The 17,772-nt window shown below is 49.3% G+C and carries 12 protein-coding genes and 1 pseudogene; 3 read left to right on the forward strand and 10 right to left on the reverse strand.

All coding sequences use genetic code 11. The annotated features are described in order from the left end of the window. Positions 1 to 5: 5 nt before the first annotated feature. Entirely contained in the window at positions 6 to 1,355 is a 1,350-nt protein-coding gene (locus L7E55_RS14600) for an ATP-binding protein (RefSeq protein ID WP_277445048.1), read from the reverse strand. Positions 1,356 to 1,633: 278 nt separating this feature from the next. Between L7E55_RS14600 and L7E55_RS14605 the strand changes: the two genes are divergently transcribed. Beyond that, entirely contained in the window at positions 1,634 to 2,053 is a 420-nt protein-coding gene (locus L7E55_RS14605; protein WP_277445049.1) for a hypothetical protein, read from the forward strand. 208 nt (positions 2,054 to 2,261) lie between these two features. Further along, positions 2,262 to 2,813: a spore coat protein gene (locus L7E55_RS14610; protein WP_277445050.1), complete on the forward strand. Its 552-nt coding sequence runs from the start codon at positions 2,262 to 2,264 to the stop codon at positions 2,811 to 2,813. 44 nt (positions 2,814 to 2,857) lie between these two features. Here L7E55_RS14610 and L7E55_RS14615 read toward each other — a convergent pair whose 3' ends face one another. The 8 genes and pseudogenes from L7E55_RS14615 to L7E55_RS14650 form a co-directional block, all read right to left on the reverse strand. Further along, positions 2,858 to 3,106 carry a DUF3243 domain-containing protein gene (locus tag L7E55_RS14615; RefSeq protein WP_277445051.1) on the reverse strand — a complete coding sequence of 83 codons (249 nt, stop codon included), beginning with the start codon at positions 3,104 to 3,106 and terminating at the stop codon, positions 2,858 to 2,860. A 52-nt stretch (positions 3,107 to 3,158) separates the two neighbouring features. Continuing rightward, entirely contained in the window at positions 3,159 to 6,998 is a 3,840-nt protein-coding gene (addA, locus tag L7E55_RS14620; protein ID WP_277445052.1) for a helicase-exonuclease AddAB subunit AddA, read from the reverse strand. Then, on the reverse strand, positions 6,991 to 10,464 hold the full coding sequence (addB, locus tag L7E55_RS14625) for a helicase-exonuclease AddAB subunit AddB (RefSeq protein WP_277445054.1): 3,474 nt from the start codon (positions 10,462 to 10,464) through the stop codon (positions 6,991 to 6,993). The genes addA and addB overlap by 8 nt, the downstream gene beginning before the upstream one ends. A 198-nt stretch (positions 10,465 to 10,662) precedes the next feature. Continuing rightward, the gene (locus L7E55_RS14630) at positions 10,663 to 11,061 is read right to left on the reverse strand and encodes a thioesterase family protein (RefSeq protein ID WP_277445056.1); all 399 of its coding nucleotides are present in this window, start codon (positions 11,059 to 11,061) and stop codon (positions 10,663 to 10,665) included. Between the two features lie 371 nt (positions 11,062 to 11,432). Next, positions 11,433 to 12,689: a two-component system histidine kinase PnpS gene (gene pnpS, locus L7E55_RS14635; RefSeq protein ID WP_277445058.1), complete on the reverse strand. Its 1,257-nt coding sequence runs from the start codon at positions 12,687 to 12,689 to the stop codon at positions 11,433 to 11,435. 595 nt (positions 12,690 to 13,284) lie between these two features. Next, positions 13,285 to 13,641, reverse strand: a pseudogene (locus L7E55_RS14640) (response regulator); the annotation flags it as partial. A gap of 4 nt (positions 13,642 to 13,645) precedes the next feature. Continuing rightward, complete coding sequence (gene pgeF / locus L7E55_RS14645; protein WP_277445060.1) at positions 13,646 to 14,476, reverse strand: peptidoglycan editing factor PgeF; 831 nt, start codon at positions 14,474 to 14,476, stop codon at positions 13,646 to 13,648. Further along, the gene (locus L7E55_RS14650) at positions 14,473 to 16,026 is read right to left on the reverse strand and encodes an MBL fold metallo-hydrolase RNA specificity domain-containing protein (protein ID WP_277445061.1); all 1,554 of its coding nucleotides are present in this window, start codon (positions 16,024 to 16,026) and stop codon (positions 14,473 to 14,475) included. The genes pgeF and L7E55_RS14650 overlap by 4 nt, the downstream gene beginning before the upstream one ends. A gap of 150 nt (positions 16,027 to 16,176) precedes the next feature. On the opposite strand from L7E55_RS14650, the gene L7E55_RS14655 reads away from it, so the two are divergent. Further along, positions 16,177 to 16,395: an FmdB family zinc ribbon protein gene (locus L7E55_RS14655; RefSeq protein ID WP_277445062.1), complete on the forward strand. Its 219-nt coding sequence runs from the start codon at positions 16,177 to 16,179 to the stop codon at positions 16,393 to 16,395. Positions 16,396 to 16,462: 67 nt separating this feature from the next. Here L7E55_RS14655 and L7E55_RS14660 read toward each other — a convergent pair whose 3' ends face one another. Further along, positions 16,463 to 17,575: a BsuPI-related putative proteinase inhibitor gene (locus tag L7E55_RS14660; protein ID WP_277445063.1), complete on the reverse strand. Its 1,113-nt coding sequence runs from the start codon at positions 17,573 to 17,575 to the stop codon at positions 16,463 to 16,465. Positions 17,576 to 17,772: the final 197 nt, after the last annotated feature.

A 17,772-nucleotide genomic window follows, 5' to 3' on the forward strand; every position in this document is an offset into this window, starting at 1 on the left:
CCTCCTTATTCTACGGCAATACCCTTTATCTTCGCTTCCAGCCAATCAATAAACTGCCTCGCGGTGCGGGGTGAACGGCCATTGTGTTCCATCTCCCACATAAGTGCTTCATTATGCAATGTCTTTGCATCAATTTCAATGTTTCTAATCGAAGCAAGCACTTCAACTATTTCAAGGTACTTTTTCTTGTCGGGAGATGAAAATATCACGGTAATGCCAAACCGGTCCGCCAAAGATAGCTTTTCCTGCAAGGTGTCGGCGGCACGGACCTCATCGTTGTCGCCGAATGACAGTCCCGCCCTTTCACTAAATTTCTCTTTAACTAAATGGCGCCGGTTAGAAGTGGCGTATATCACGGTATTCACCGGCCTGCTTTCCAACCCGCCTTCTAATACTGCCTTTAACGCCGTAAAGCTTTCTTCGCTGTCCTCAAAAGTGAGATCATCAACGAATAATATGAATTTTTGTGGTTTATTTCGAATCAGTCTGATAATCTTCGGGTAATCCTCAAGATATTTTTTAGGAATTTCAATTATCCTTAAGCCCTGCGCGAAAAATTCGTTTAACAGCGCTTTAACAGTGGAGGATTTGCCTGTCCCCCTGTCACCATAAAGCAACACGTTGTTTGCCGGGTATCCTTTTAAAAAAAATTTGGTATTATCCAACACAGCTTGCCGTTCCGCGTTATAACCTACTAAATCCGATAGTCTTATCGGATCCGTCGATTCGAGTCCTTTCAAGCCATAAAATTCTGAGTTCTTTTCCCAAACAAATCCTTTATACCGGGCGAAGTCTCCCGAACCATTCGCTCTATGGAATTTAGCCAGCGCTGCGATACATTTCGCCCAGCACTGTTCTTGATCCAGCGAATGATAAATCTCAGATAACCCATCCCGGGTATCTGATAAACCATTATTCCATTCAGGAAGTTTTTCCGTAATGCTTTTTTCTGAACTAGATATAGCGGCATATCCACCTAAAATAATATCTTTCATTTCCCTGGATGATAACATTGCCACTTTATGAAGATTTTCCAGGTCATTCTCCACAGTTTGCAACAGCAATGTATCAATATCCGCAAAATTTTGTTTCGCCACTATTCGTGTAAAAGCATTTTCGTCGTATAAAACACAAGTTATTACATAGTGCTTGAAATTGCGGTAGTCATCCACTTGAGACAGGTGATAAAAAAAATCATTATATTCGTTGAGCAGGGCATCAAAGTCTTCCTCCACCATGCAAAGCCTTCCCAGTAAAGTATAAAGCTTTTTAACCAGTGGCTTATTTAAGATACCACGGTAAACCGTTAACGAATCCAAGGCTGTTTTATAATTTTTTGCTAAATCATTTTGCACTAAATCACTCCTCGCTCCCGTTCACCGGCATAAATAACAACCACTATTCGTTGATAAGTGATTTATGCTTAATTATACCATAAAAGAATTTTAGACCGCGCGACGCAACAAAATATTTTGCCGCGCATTAAATACAGGTCATGATTATTTGGAAAAGATAGTCTAACCAAGGTATTTGTTATTGTAATTACCGCAAATTATGCATTGATCTTATTTTGATACTTAATTATATTAATTCATGTACGAATAATCATCACATAAAGGAGTTGAGTAATACTATGAGAAAAATAGTCTCGCTGGTAATAGCGTTAGTCCTTTCAACCACACTATCCTCGGCAGCGTTTGCCAGTCAGTCGGGGGATCGTGCTCACTACAGTGATTCAAAGATTAGCTTTTCGAATTATGGCGATCACTTTTACAATTGGTACCATAATAAAGCGGTACTGTATGCTCAGAAATATTCTGATTATTATGTGATAAGAATTGCCCAGCTGGAAAAAATATTGCACAAGTATAATTACGGATACTCGCGCAGCCGTTGGGATTACGACAGAGATAGTGAAAGGTATTTTTATGTGGACGCCAACGGTGTAAGCCATTACTTCTACCTTGACCCGGATAAAGATTATACAGTGCATCAGTATAAAGACAATCATGGAACTATCCAGTATTGGTTTGAAGATGCAGGCTGGAAATAACCTTAATTGATGACCTCCTGCCGGTCCCCCGGTTATGCTGTTAAGCAATAACGCCCGGGGGACCGGATTTTTCTGATTACCCCTTGCCGCTGTATAGCAGTAAAACCCAATCTGTATCAGACGCGGGTTTTACTGCTTTTATTTGAATAATTTCCATAAAACTAAACATAATAGATTTAATCATAAGATATGGAAGGGAGAATAAAAAATGGCCGCTAGTTTAGGCGCACACGAAGCAATGGAATTACACGAAGTTCTAACAGACACTATTGACGGCATTAATCAATTTCAGCTTTACAGCCCTCACGTAAAGGACCCACAATTGCGTTCCATATTGGATAATCAAATTAGATTTATGACACAAGATTATAATAATATGGTTCAAACTATCAACCAGCGCGGAAAAGGTGAATCGATTCCATACCGGTCCGTAAAAAATGTGTCACCTTCGTATGGTTTACAAAATCCCCAGCCACAAGCACCTAATGTTTCTATGAATGAAATGGATGACCGGGACGTTTCCAGTGGAATGCTTGGTTGTCACAAAGCATCTGCGCTTGTTAAGATGATTGCTTCCCTGGAGTGCGCCGACTCACATCTGAGGCGGATGCTACAACAGGGTGCTGTCAATTGTTCCGAGCAGGCATATGAAGTTTGGAATTACATGAATCAGAAACAATATTACCAGGTGCCGACAATGAAGGATATGACCACCCAAACCATGGTAAATAGTTTTGCTAACATGGGACAAATCAGCTAAAATACTCAACACCCCTGGTGAGTAATCAGGGGTGTTTCATACTTTTATGTATTGTCCACGAGCTTGGTAATCATTTTGGCCAAAGCCTTCTTTTCCCCTTCCTCGCCTACTTCCCATAATTCTTTCAGCAATCGCTGTTCTCTGTTGGCGGGGTCCAAATTATTCGCTAAGAAATCCCCAATCCGGTAAGCGAATTTATCTACAGTCTCATCAGACATGCCTACTAAATCCGCGGTTTTTACCGCTGTGCCCAAGGCCTTTTTCCAGGTATTCCAAGACATATCCGCTTCCATACACACACCTCCACGATTGTTTTAACGTAATTGATAAAAATATTTTATCCGGTCAACAACATCTTATTCCCAAACCTAAATTAAACAGGTACAAATACTTTTCCTTTACCTTCCTCCCATAGATATTCTCTATGGCTCTGGCATAGAGGTTCAACTGGCCGCGATAGCGCGCCGTTACCTGCTCAAGCTGGTCTTTGTTGATCCGGTCGGTCTTGTAATCTAATAACAACATACCGTCACCTTCATCAACCAGGCAGTCAATGATACCCTGTACCAACACTACCTTACTGGAATCTCCGGCAAGTCCGGGATAGATTTCACTGACCGGCAGCGCCAAGGTAAAAGGAAGTTCCCTGAATACTTTTTTTCCGGAAATCACACGTTTGCCCAGAGGTGACTCAAAGAAAGACGTGATTCCCTCTACCGGCACAGAATCCGCCTGCTCAAATGTCAACAGTTCCATTTCGGTCATCAACGCTACCTGCTTTTTGATCGCAGTGAAGTCCGCGACATCTGCCAAATCAAGATTTTGCATCACCAGATGTAGGGCTGAACCCGCTTCAGCGGCAGTTAAACCACGCTCCCCCTGCATGAAAACCGGTCGCTTGCCAATAGCCGGGCGATAATCCGCGAAGGAGGCCTCATCTTCCACAATCTGCGGGTCAAACCTGCGCTTCAAGTCAGTTACTGATGACTTTGCCGCGCAGCCGGTCAGCCCCAGATCGGGATATTTCCATTCCAACCGGCTTTTTACAACCCCGACAAACTCGCTGTCCGTATCTACCGGCTCCATCCGGCGGACTTTATTTAATAATTCGCTTTCGGGTTGCTTTCGCAATCCTGAAGCGGCGCCTCCATCTTCGAAGAACACCGCCCAGCGTGAGAAGTCGCCCGCCACCGCTGCCGGCGGCTGCTCGTCACACAGCGCCAATTCTCTGATTTTCACGCCGTCCCGGTGGCGGGCAAGAGCCGGAACCAGCCAGTCCAGACAAGTATTCGCACCGGCCAACTCCCCGTCCGGCAAAGCCCACCCCTCCACTGCCACGGGACCGCACCACCGGCGAACATTAACGGGGAGATTGCGGACAGAGCCCACCAGAATCAACTTCTCCCGCGCCCTGGTCATGGCCACGTAAAGAATTCTTAACTCCTCAGCCAAAGCTTCCATTTTTAACTCCTGCTTGATTGCATGCTTGGCTATCGTAGGATAAGTAATTCTTTTTTCCACGTCAATCAACTGCGGCCCCAGTCCCAGATTTTTATGCAAAAGCATCGTTTTATTCAGGTCTTTCAGGTTGAATTTTTTGCCTAATCCAGCCACGAAGACCACCGGAAACTCCAGGCCCTTGCTTTTATGTATACTCATCAGCCGCACAACATTATCCTTTTCATTCAAGGCCCGCGCCGCCCCCAAGTCGCGGCCGCCGTCCCGCACGCGCTCAATAAACCGGAGGAAGAGAAACAGCCCTCGAAACCCTGTAGTCTCATACTGCTGCGCCCGCTGGTGCAGCGCCCGCAAATTAGCCTGCCGCTGCCCGCCGCCGGGCAGCCCGCCGACAAAATCGTAGTATCCTGTCTCCCGGTAGAGTGTCCAGATCAACCCGGCCAGTGTTCCCTGCCTGGCGGCTGTGCGCCACCTGTCCAAATTTTCCAGAAAACCTGTCAAACGTTCCGAAATTGCCCCCTTCTTCAACGCCGCGGCGGATACCACCGCGTCAAAAAAATCACCCTGGCGGCGGCAAAGCCTGACTTGCGCCAGTTCTCCGGCGTTGAACCCGACCACAGGGGACCGTAATACTCCAGCCAACGGCACATCCTGACGCGGGTTGTCGATCACTTTTAATAGAGAGAGAACGGTTTCAACCTCAGTCGCCTCAAAATAGCCGGTGGCCAGTTCGGCGTAGGCCGGCACCCCCTTCCGCCGGAATTCTTCCAGGAAGGTGTTGGCGTAACCGGTGGTGGCGCGTAAAAGCACTACTACGTCACGGTAAGTTGCCGGGCGGTATTTTTTCTGATCGTTGTCGTAGATTAGCATTCCCGCCCCTTTCACCGGCTTATTCCCAACAATTTCCTCAACCCTGGACGCCACCAGGCGGGCTTCCATTTGTACCGCGTCCAGGTCCGCTTCGGGGTCTCCATAGTCATCCAGCTTTTCATTTCCGGAGCCTTCCGGCGGGATAACATCTGCTTCGGGGTATTCGGCCTGTTTACCGCGTTCAATCAAATATAATTCCACCACCTCGTCCCCTGCCGCCACATCAGCGGCAATCACAGGATAATCAGCGCCGTAAACCAGCTCGGCCCTGTGATCATATGTCAACTCGCTGACCACGGGAGACATCAACTGGCGAAAAACAAAGTTCACGGCGTCAACCACTCCACGGCGGCTGCGAAAATTTCTGGCCAAATCAATTCTGTGCTCCGGTCCGCCCGGCTGCGACGGATAATTAGAGTATTTATCCAGGAAGAGGCCGGGATCAGCCAGCCGGAAGCGGTATATGCTTTGTTTGACATCCCCCACCATAAACAAATTCGGGTTCGCTTCACCCTGCCGTGACACAAGCTGTAGTATTGCCTCTTGAACTGCGTTTGTATCCTGGTATTCGTCAACGAGCACTTCCACAAACCGCTGCCGCAGTTCCAGCGCCACTTCCGACGGCGCTGGCCCATCCGGCCCGGCGGTTGACAAAATCTGCAGGCAGTAGTGTTCCAAATCGTTGAAATCAACCAGCCCGTTAATCGTTTTAGCTTTTCTATAAGCCTCGTCAAAATCCCGCGCCAGATCCGTCAATTCCGCTATTAACGGTGCGACAGCGCGCAAATCGGCGCAATACTCTTCCGGAAGGCGGGAGAAATAATCATCTTTAAGATTCTTAATTTGTTTTTTCACATTATCACGTAAAGCAGTCACTTGCTTCTTTAAACCATCATCAACGCCTGGATCTCTTACTCCCTTCAATCTGCCGAAACTAATCGTGTTTATGAGCGAATAAAGGCCGGCCCAGCTCACGTCCGCTGAACAAGCCCGGGCCAGGCTGAGCGCCGCGTCACGGTCAGACTCAAGGGTGTCTATGTATGCATGCGGGCCGCCTGCCTTGCCGGCCAGCCGGACAGCCAGGTCAAGCGCTGAGACAATCCCGGCCAGCTCAAGCGCTATCGCCTTCTTTAAGGATGCGCTCCAGGGGAGTTGGTCAAATGCGATGTCCTCCGGCACGTCGAAACCCGCCGCCAGTTTTTCCAGCCATTCTGCCGGTTGAGGCGTGCTGCGGGCAAACCGGTATATCTCCAGGACAAGTTCTTGTAAATCCGCGTCGTCCCTCTTCCCTCCATAACAGTCAACCAGTGTGTTAAAGGGGAGGTTATCCCCCGCGCTGTAACGGCGCTCAAAAAGCTCTTCCAAAACCTCCACCTGGATTAAAGCAGCTTCGGTTTCATCAGCCACCCGGAAGGCCGGGTCCAGGTCAATCCGGTAAAAATGCTGGCGAATAACATCCAGGCAAAAAGAGTGGATGGTGCCGATGCAGGCGTGGTTGATTAGTGACATCTGCCGGCTTAAATGTTTTGACCCCGGGTATTCGTCTATTTTCGCGGCAAGCGCGCGGCCAATGCGCTCTCTCATTTCAGCCGCCGCGGCGTTGGTAAAAGTCAACACCAGCAAGCGGTCTACATCGGCCTGCGCCGTCAGGTCGGTAATCCGGCGAATGATCCGCTCCACCAGCACCGCTGTTTTGCCGGCGCCGGCGGCGGCCGCCACCAGCAAATTGCCGGTGCGGCTGTTCACGGCTTCAAGTTGCTCTGCCGTCCATTCCTTCTTGCTTGTTCGTTCAACTTTCGCATCCGTCAAATGGCGCTCCCTGCCCTCAGATTGCTCTTGCGGTCCGCTGTCATTCACCGTGCTCACCTCCCAGGATTTCAGCCAACTTACTCCACACGACATCTTTCTTTACCGGCGATATAAGACGGTAGGCGTTCCCTTCCACCAATTCGTCAAACTGGCAGACGGCGCGAAAGAGGCAGTGCTGACACGAACGGAAATTTCCCTGGCGATAAGGAGCGATATCCACCACACCGTTGATAATGTCGTTCCCGGCGGAAAATAATTGCAAGCGCAGGTAAGCCCGCAGCAATTCAAACTGCTGTCCGGTGAGTACTGCGGACCGGGCGGCAAAACCACCGTCTCTCTTTAACCGTACCGGGATCAGGTCAGATGCGTCCGACAGTCCGCTGTCCATCATCCTGACAACAGCCGGGTCGGCTAACAGCATACCTTCCATCTTCATTTGCCTGAGAATTCTTTTTTCCAGTTCCTCGTCCGGGGGAATTTCACCGCTGGTTTTGATTAGCGGGTCGTCAAGGCTGAAATAAAAAACCGCGCCAGGCAGGCATGGACCGCCCGCCAGCTTGTCCGCCTGCCGCATCGCCACTTCCAGGTAAGTCAATAGCTGCAGTTTCAAGCCGTGAAAGATATCCGACAGGTTTATGGTCACCCGTCCTGATTTGTAATCAATCACCCGCAGGTAGATCCCGGCATCGCTGCGGGCGGCGTCAACGCGGTCAATCCGGCCGGTTACCGCCATCTCACCGCCGTCGGGGAGAATAAAGATTACGGCAGGCAATTCACCCTCCGGCCCGAAAGACAGTTCCAGTCCAACCGGGCGAAATTTCCCCCGCCGGGCGTGCTCCGACAGCACCAGCGCCGCGCGCTGCACGGTGCGCTTGATCTTCCCTGTAAGGTAGCGCCGCCGGGCGGAACTGAGCAGTATTTCACTCTGCAGCCTGGGGGCTAGATAGTCCACCACTTCTCCGGCCAACTTGCGGCAGTCTTTTTGGCTTAGTTCACCCCAGTCCAATCCGATTTCATGGACACGGTCCCCGTAAAGCTTTAACGCCGCATGGAAAAATTGTCCCAGGTCCGGGGCGCCCAGCCGGAAAACGGCCCGGTCCCGCAGCCGCAAGCCCTGTGAGAGGAAATGGGCAAAGGGACAGGAACGGAATTTTTCTATACCGGAAACGCTGGTCCTCAGCGGCTGCCCGTACAGGAGTTTCGCGGCGCCGGGAGCAAGCCTGTCTTCCTGATTGTTATAAAATAGTCCGGATAGCGCGCGGACACATTCTTCGCGCCGCTCTCCCCGCGCAAACCAGTTGTATACGTCCCACCATATGGTGTTTAAGGAGCGCCCAGCCTTGGCTTCCCTTATTTGAGCGGCCAGGTAGGACAAGCAGCGGTCAGGGTTTGAAATAAACTCCATGTCTTCAGTGCCGGCGGTGTTGGGCTCCACCGCCCAAACCCTCTCCTCAACACCAGGTAAAAGTTCTCTAACCCGCGCTATCACCGGTGAAGGCATATTCGCCCCGCCTTCATCGTCCGCTAATGGGTAACTGAGAACCAAACGCTCTGATGAGCGGGTTAGGGCAATATAAACCAGGTATTGTTCGTCAAATACTTTCCGCCGGACACCGGGAGACAAATGTAAGCCAATCGTTTGCAAGCATTCCTTTTCTGTTTCGGACAGGACCCCCTGCCCCGTTATCCGGGCCGGCAGCACACCTTCATTAACGCCCATGATAAAAGAGGCGCGGGCTTCCGGGCTGCGGGAACGATCCAGGGAACCGGCTACCACCTGGTCAAGTCCGGGCGGAATCAAACCCAGTCTCATACTCTCAAACCCGGAGTCCAGGACCGCGGCATAATCCAACGGCTTCAGCGCCTCCTCACCCAGTGTCTCCACTACCTGATCCAACAAGGCTGTCAGCATATCCCACACCTGGCTGTGTTCCCGGGCCACCTCCAGAAGACCCCGGGCTTCAGCCTGCCGGCTCCAGCTTTCCAGCATTTCGGAAACTTCTAGTTCAGACAAAAGATTAAATAACGCTATTGTCATTTCCCTTACATTACCGGCCTGCCGGACCGCCCGGTGGAAACCGGCCAGCGCGGCCGTCGCCGTCCTGCGGATCCGGTTGATTTCTTCTAATTCCCGGGCCTCGGTTGAGGAAACCTCAAGATCCTCTTCAAGCGTCAGCCGCCTACGGTACTCCCACGGTCTGGCATCAACCCAGCGGCTGCCCCGGATGCCGTGCGCGAGCACATAGTTTTCCAACAAATCAACTTCTTCCCTGGCAAGCGGGACGAGGTCGGTTTTAAGATAGCGAAATACCGGATCATAGGTCCAGTCTTTCACCACCACCTCAAGCGCCGAACGGACCAACTCAACCAGGGGATGGCTCATCACGGGGCGCTTCCGGTCCACAAAAACAGGGATGCCGTGGTCGGCGAAAACGACAGATATAAGATGGTCATAAGCGTCCAGATCTCTCGTCAACACGACAATGTCACGGTAGCAGTAACCCTGGTCGCGGCACAAACGAATTATTTCCCGCGCCACCCCTTCCACTTCGGCCCGGCGGCTTGCCGCAGCCGCCAGCATCACCCCGTCGCCGGCGTTCTTGGCGGGGGTCGCCGGGTGGCGGAAAAAGTATTTTTCCAGATAAGCAATGGAGGAATTGTGGAACCGGCCTTTTTTTTGCTCAAGAGAGAGCGGGCGCTCAACAACTACTTGCTCACGGGCCGCTATTTCGCACAAAATATCGTAGGTCTCCCTTGAAGGGTAGAATATGTCGTTTTCATTGAGGCTGCCACTCATCGCAGCCAAGTCGGCGCACAAGGTGACGTTTACCCGGCGGGATGAACGCATGAGAGCGGCCAACACCTGGTATTCCTGGGGTGTGAACCCTATGAAACCGTCCGCCCAAATTTCCGAATCCTTGATCGCCGCCGACTTTTCCAGACGGCCAGCCAACAGGCTGAGGTAGTCGTCCGGGTCGGTAAAACGGCCGGCCAAATGAGCTTCCAATTCACTATACAAAAGACAGAGGTCTTCAAGTTTGTCCGCCAGCAGGCTCTGGACTCCCTGAACACGCAGGGTATCCAAACCCGCAGCCAGATCTGCCGGCGAAATACAATATGTTTTCATTTCACCCAAAGTACGGGCCAGGGTGTCGGCAAAACCAGGCTGACCGGCCGCCCGTCCAAATACCTTTAAATTTTCCCGCCGCTGTTCCAGCAAGCGGCGCAGTACCATCCGCTTGCCAAGCTCACCGATATGCGCCCGGGCGGCGCCGCCCACTTCCAGCAGAACCCGGTAAGCCAAGCGCCGAAAACTAAGCACTTGGGCGCGGATAAAACCTTTCATCCCGGCAGAGGAGGCTAAAGCATACTCTGTCTGGAACGTTGCCTGCTCCGGCACTAATAAAATCAGCGGGGGCCCGTCCGGCCTGGCCATTAGTTCTTGCCGGACGGCATCCAGGCAGGCGCGTGTTTTCCCTACCCCGGCCCTGCCGATAATAAAACGCAAAGTCATGATTTTTCCCTCACTTATCCTCTGGCTCACTCGCTTTTTGAATAAGGCCGAAAATAACCGCTTTTGTATACTCAAGGTCACTTATGGATAATTCCCTTAGCAAAAACAAAATCCTCCAAATGGAGGATCAAATCCCACAAAAATGATACATTTATTTTACCCTAATTGGTTAAACTGCCACAACCAAATTTTATCCGTCTATTGTTTTGCCGCTTTACTTTCCACACGCTTTATAAAACCAGACAACTCTATAATGAAACGCTCATGTACACCGGTACCCACCAGGTCTACTTCATCCCGCACCTCAATATTAAACAAAAGCCGCTTACCGTTCACTTCCACCAGCCGGGAGGTGGCGGTCACATTCATGCCTATCGGGGTCGCGGCCAGGTGTTTGACATCAATTTTCGTTCCCACGGTGGTATACCCCGCGTCCAACAGCGGGTCAACCGAGGAAAGGGCGGCCTTTTCCATCAGTCCAATCAAAGCCGGAGTTGCAAACACGTTAACCGCACCGCTCCCGTAGGCCATAGCCGTGTTATCATTGTTTACTACTATTGATGCTTTCCCTTCGATGCCAACCTGTAATCCACTCATACAAATACCTCCCCGGCTCATTTTAAAATAATTAACAATTTTTAACGAATCAGAAGAATTACACATATTATATCATAATTTCATCATAGAATAACCTTGTGATATTATTTCTACTTGTTATATTTCATTTTCATTTTTGTTAAAATTTTCTACAATTTTCATATTGACACATTCTAAATATTCTGATAATATGATAATAAAAAATAATCTAAAATTTTCCGGGGAAGGGGGAACATTTATGAAAGCCTTACTTGATAAATCCAAAGAACAAAGTACGGCGGAACAAGAACAAATCGATGTTTACCTTGTACCCATTCTATTATACTAAGACACCCGCGCGACGGCGGGTGTTCTTTCATATCGACAGATTTCTAAGCGTTACTTGTGTTCTGCCCTTCAACAGGCAGTTCAAAGGTAAAAGTACTGCCCTCGCCCACCTTGCTTTTAACCTGCACGCTGCCATGATGAACGTCGATAATGTGCTTTACGATAGACAAGCCGAGCCCGGTGCCTCCCTGCTCCCTCGAACGTGCTTTGTCCACGCGGTAAAAGCGCTCAAACACCCTGGGTATACTGTCCTCCGGAATACCGATGCCGTTATCCTGAACTTCAACTTTTACTTTGTTTCCATTTGACTGGGCGCTGACTTTAATCTTCCCGCCGTTTTGCGTATAACTCACCGCATTGTCGATTAAATTAATTAAAACCTGCCCGAGCATGTCGGGATCCCCGTGCACCGCCGGCAGTTTTTCAGGAAGGACAACTTCTATGTCCAAGTCCTTTTCCGCCGCGCGGGGTTTAAAGATTGCCACGGTACGCTCCATTAATTCGTGCATGGACACCGGTTGCCAGTCAGGCGCCACCTTATGGTCTTCAATTTTGGACAGGTTCAGCAATTCATCAATTAACCTGGTCAGCCGCTCCGACTCAACGTAGATGATTTCCAAAAAATGCTTGGTTGTCTGCGGGTCTTCCAGGGCGCCGTCCAGCAGTGTTTCCGTAAAACCCTTTATCGAAGTTAAAGGAGTCCGCAGCTCATGAGAGACGTTGGCCACAAACTCACTGCGCATTTCCTCTAATTTTTTCCTGCCGGTGAAATCCCTCAGCAGCGCCACCATCCCGCCTCCGTCAACACCAGTATCCCTGAGCGGGGTCACTTGCACACGGAATAAACGAGGTTCAGGCGTCAAAAGCTGAATTTGTTTTTGTACCGGCCGCCCGGTTTCAAGAAATTGGTTCAGCAGCTTTTCAAAATCGCTGTTTCTGATCACTCTGCGAATGTTTTTACCTTTGCTGGCTTCCAGGGTAGTGCCGAAAAACTTTTCCACAATGGGGTTGACGAGTATTACGCGGCCCCAGTTGTCCATCGCGATGACCCCGTCACACATACTGGCCAGAATGGCCTGCACTTTATTTTTCTCTGAAATAACATCATCTATATTTTTTTTCAGCTCCCTGGCCAGGTAATTGATGGAGCGCGCCAAGTCACCGGTCTCATCCTGGGCAAAGATGCGTATCTCCTGCTCCAGATTTCCCCTGGCCATATCCTGGGCGATATAAGACATTTCCTCAATAGGGTTGATCAGACGCCTGTAGGTTATCCAGGCAAGTATTGCCGCGCTAACCAATACTAAAGCACCCATTTCCCAAAGAACGGGTTTATATAAAACATACAGCTGTGCCAAAGCTAAAAAAACCAGAAAGAGAAAAAAATAGCTGATTAATGGTCTCCATCCTATTCTAAGGAATGGTTTCGCAACGGTTAACACTTACCACCCTGGTTTCTGAAATCTAAACAAATCATTTGTTTAGATTCCTCTCCCGTCCGACTAAACGGGAGGCAGTTTCACAGGATTCAACTGCCCAGCTATGGACTCCCGTCCATATTCCGGGTGGCAGAAATGCCGCCTGGCTTTACAGTTCTGCCCGGAAGGGGGTGTAACCCACCGCCTGGTTGATTTAACCTCCGCGCCCGACTTTCACCGCGAGGCTAAAGCGACGCATCATCGGATTTAACTGCTTAGAAACCTTTTCCTCTCTAAATTTTACTTAACACTCATATGACACTCACCTCCTGTTTCTACTATAAAATAGAACGGATGTTCGTGTCAACGAATTATTATACTTTACATAATTTTATTTAACTATATCCTCTTTACATGTAACTTCCTAATCCGGCAGTTGCTCAATGTTTCGCTAAATGTGGTTTGGGCGCGCTTCATTGAGCCTGGTTTTAATTCTAGCCGACAATTCCCGTGGGCTAAATGGCTTGGTAACATAGTCGTCGGCACCCATTTCCAGCCCCAGCATCCGGTCCAGTTCCTCAGCCCTGGCGCTCAGCATAATGATCGGGATACTTTTTGTCGCGGTATCGCGACGAAGTTCCTGGCATACTTCCAGGCCGTCCATTTCCGGCAGCATAACGTCGAGCAAGATCAAATCAGGTGCCTCATTCCGTGCGATTTCAAGACCCTTAACACCGTCCAAAGCAGTTAATACCTGATAACCATCCCGCTCAAGGTTAAAGCGGACCAGTTCAAGAATATTCTTTTCATCTTCCACCACTAATATCCGGGGCATCTTATCACCCTTTCACTTGCTTCAACATGATAAACGACGCCATCCTGCCGGTTATCCCCCCTTCAGCCCGGTAAGAAAAAAACAAATCACTCCGGCAAGAAGTACAAACGCTGGCTACGGCTATATTATTTTCCGGCAAGCCGGCTTCCAGGAGGGTGTGGTAATTAGCCTTCCATAGATTCAACCGCCATTTCCCGGGATGTAAAAATTCGGCTAGTTCTTCCCCGTTGGAAAAGCTTTTTTTAAATAACCCAACAACTTGCCCGCTCACTTCATAGCAGCAAGGTCCGATGGAAGGCCCCACACCGGCCAGACAGTCTGCCGGCTTGGTTCCGAATACTTTAACCATTTTTTTAACGGTTTTCAAGCCTATTTTGGCAACCGTTCCCTTCCATCCGGCATGGGCCAGCGCCACCACTTTCTTTACCGGATCAAGAAGGAAAATCGGCACGCAGTCCGCGTAATAACTGGAAAGGGGCACCCCCCGTTCAGCAGTGACCAAGGCGTCGACGTCCGTCAGCGCATCCTCAAATAATCTGGCGCCTCTCCCCTTATCGCTCAAAGATACCACTTCAACCCTGTCGCCGTGCACTTGCTTGCCGGCCACAACATCGTCCGGGTTTATGCCCAGAGCGCCGCAAGCCAGCGCTCTATTGGCACGCACGCTTTCAACAGCGTCACCGACGTGAAAAGCGGTGTTCAACGACCAATATGGTCCCTCACTGACACCGCCGCCGCGAGTGGTAAATCCATGTTCAACCTGGCCGGTGGCTTCGAACGAGGGGATCCGGTAAAACTGTAAATGATTTCTTACTTCAGAAATAAAACCGTTCATCCTATTTTTTTCAATCCCTCGTCGAGGTAAGTTTCCAAATCAGCCATACGGCGGATAATATCCTCCCGTTGAGATTGCTCCAAATCAGAATCCAGAAGATTACGTAATTTAGATGATAGTGAGGCATAAACCGTTCTAAGCGGATCCGCCGCGCTAATTGCCATAAGATTAACGGCCTGCTGCCAGGCGGGAACCATGGTGTTATAACCCAATTCGGAGCTAATCAAACCAGCTAAAGCGCTGGATGAATCGGGTTCACCATGTACTACAAAAATCTCTTTCGGAGGTATTTGAAAGCCCCTGACCCATTCCATAAGCCCCGCCTGGTCGGCGTGCGCGGAGTAACCATCGATTGACCTTATATCAGCCCGGACAGCAATTTCATCTCCAAAAATCCGCACCGTTTTTTCCCCGTCTAAAATAAGCCGCCCAAGAGTACCGGCCGGCTGATAGCCGACAAAAAGCACAGTTGATTCGGGGCGCCAAAGGTTGTATTTCAAGTGGTGCCTGATCCGGCCGGCCTCACACATACCGCTCGCGGAGATAATTATGGCCCCGCTGACATTGTTCAAAGATTTGGAATCCTCGGCGGTTTTGGTAAATTTTATTCCCGGCAGACTGATTGGATCCCCGCCTTTTTTTATCAAATCAAGCGTTTCCTGGTCGAAATACGCCTGGCTATGCTGAAAAATTGCTGTTGTGGCGGTGCTTAAAGGGCTGTCGATATATATCGCCATCGGAGGCATCCTTTTTGCTTCCGTAAGAAGGCTAAGGTGGTAAAGCAGATCCTGAGTGCGTTCGACCGCGAAAGCGGGGATGATCAGATTACCCCCCTTTTTATAGGTTTCCCAAATTACTTCATGTAATAATTCTATTTCATCTTTGTTTTGCTCGTGCATGCGATTGCCATAAGTGGACTCCATGACCACATAATCAGCTTGATTGATAATAGATGGATCTTTTATCAATGGCTGATCCTTCCTGCCGATATCACCGGTAAAGACCAGCTTAATCTCATTGTTCCCTTCTTTAACCCATAACTCGATCATCGCCGATCCAAGGATATGACCGGCGTCAACAAACCGCACCCTGATTTCAGGTGTCAGTTGGACCATTTCGTCGTATGAAACCGGGTTAAAAGAAGAAAGACTGTTATAAGCGTCCTTTACATTGTAAACAGGTTCAATTAAAGCCTTGTTGGCGCGACGGTTTTTACGGTTTTTACGCTCTACTTCCATCTCCTGGATGTGCCCGCTGTCGGGCAATAAAACCCCGCATAATTCTACTGTAGGCGCGGTAGCAATTACTTTGCCGCGAAAACCATATTTAATAAATTTGGGAATCAAACCACTATGATCAATATGGGCGTGAGTTAATAATATATAATCAACGCTGCCTGGGGGTACAAGGAATTTGCCGTAATTACGTTCCCTGATTTCCTTTGGTCCCTGAAACATCCCACAGTCAACCATTATCCTAGTATTCGCCGTGTCCAACAGGTAGCAGGAACCAGTTACCGTGCCCGCCGCTCCTAAAAATTGCAGTTGCATTAGAGTCCCCTCCTCTTTTATAATAATAATTCCTCTCCACCACCCCTGATCCTTCTTTTAAAGATAAAAAAGTAACGTGCGCTTGACATAATAACATCAAATGGCATACTCTAGAAAAGTAATATTACTGAATAAAGTGAGGTATTTCATATGCCGATTTACGAGTTCCGGTGCGCCGGGTGTGATAGTCGTTTCGAAAAACTATGTCAATTAGGTGAAAGCGGCGAAAACCTGAAGTGCCCAAGATGTGGCGCCGCATCCCCAAAACGTGTGATGTCATCTTTTCGCGCCGCCGGAAGGGGTGTAAACAACAGCGGCGCCGGCTGCAGCACCTGCGGATCTTCAGATTGCAGCAACTGCGGACATTAGCTTCATGCATAAACAAGGAGGCAGGTAAAAAAACCGCCTCCTCGTTGCTTCCGAAGTAACTAGACAGTTAAAACAGACAGCGCAATTCAACGTCATCAATCTTTACCGTATTATTATTGCTTCCCGACGGCTCGAAAGTAAACCTTACTTCAGCGATTCTAGCTCCCGCAGGCACGCGTCCGGTAGAAAGACTATATCTTTGGTAAGCATTATCCGGTATATTCTCCTGAGAGTATCTTGGTTCTGTTCTACCGACAAAATCCCCGGCCCGGCTGGTATAAATAATTTCAGCGAATAAAACGAATCTTCCCACACCGCCCGGCTGAATATTTTCCCTGGCCCACCAGCTTAGTTCATATATTCTCCCCGGCTCTATATTTACCTTCTGAGACAATATAGCGCTTTCATTATGGACGGCGCCTAGCTCGGCTGCATAACTACCGGTATGAGAGAGAGTGCTGCGGTAAATATTACTTCCTGCCCAGCCCGGAGGGGAAGAAGCCGCCCGGGGCCAGTTCTCAAAATTAGGATTAACCAAGACGTTCTCTTCCGAGCAAGAGATGGGAGCAACTGTGGGTGTAGGTGTTGGTTCAACAGCTGAACGGATTTGGATATTAACGGACACAGCCTCGTTTTCATAACCTTCGGCAACGTTAAATCCTTCAATAGTTACGGTACCTGTCGCCACTTGCTGGCCACGGTTATTTTTTTGGTTCCAAATTACTTGAAAAGTCTGGCTGCTGCCTGGTCTGAGGATAACACTTGAAGCTACCGAGGCAAAAGAACGCCCACGGGACCAGCGCCAGATTTCGGTCTGTTCCGGACTGCGCCTCACCACGAAATCATAGCGCTGGGCATTCCGGTAACGCAGCGTAATATTTCTGCCGGCTACGTTAGTTTTAACCAGAGTGATAACTATGTCTTCTCCCTGCCTGTACGTCGGCTTATTAGTATAGAGAACATAACGAATGCCCTTTATCTGACGTGTAACCCGATTCCCTGCCGTTACGCCGGCTTCCGCGCCCACTCCTTCCTCCGGAATAATCAATGTTTGCCCTACAAATATGGTATTTGGGTCAGCAATATTATTTGCCTGAATCAATCTTTCCACGGTGGTGCCAAAGCGCCGGGCAATAAGAAATAAAGTGTCTCCTGTCTGAACTGTATATGTTACTGCCATGATATTCACCTTCCTTCCAATCAAGCAAGACATATTTTTTACATTTTATGTGTAAGGCCAAGAATTGCTAAACAAGAACAAAAAGCCGCCCTATCGGGCGGTTCTTCCTTTTCTAGAAGATATCTTCTAAGCTGTTTTGCCATGGCTCTTTAGGACGCATTTCTCCTCCGCATTTTTCGCAGACAAACCTGGGAGGT

The sequence above is a fragment of the Pelotomaculum isophthalicicum JI genome, assembly GCF_029478095.1.
GTDB classification, from domain to species: Bacteria; Bacillota; Desulfotomaculia; order Desulfotomaculales; family Pelotomaculaceae; genus Pelotomaculum_D; species Pelotomaculum_D isophthalicicum.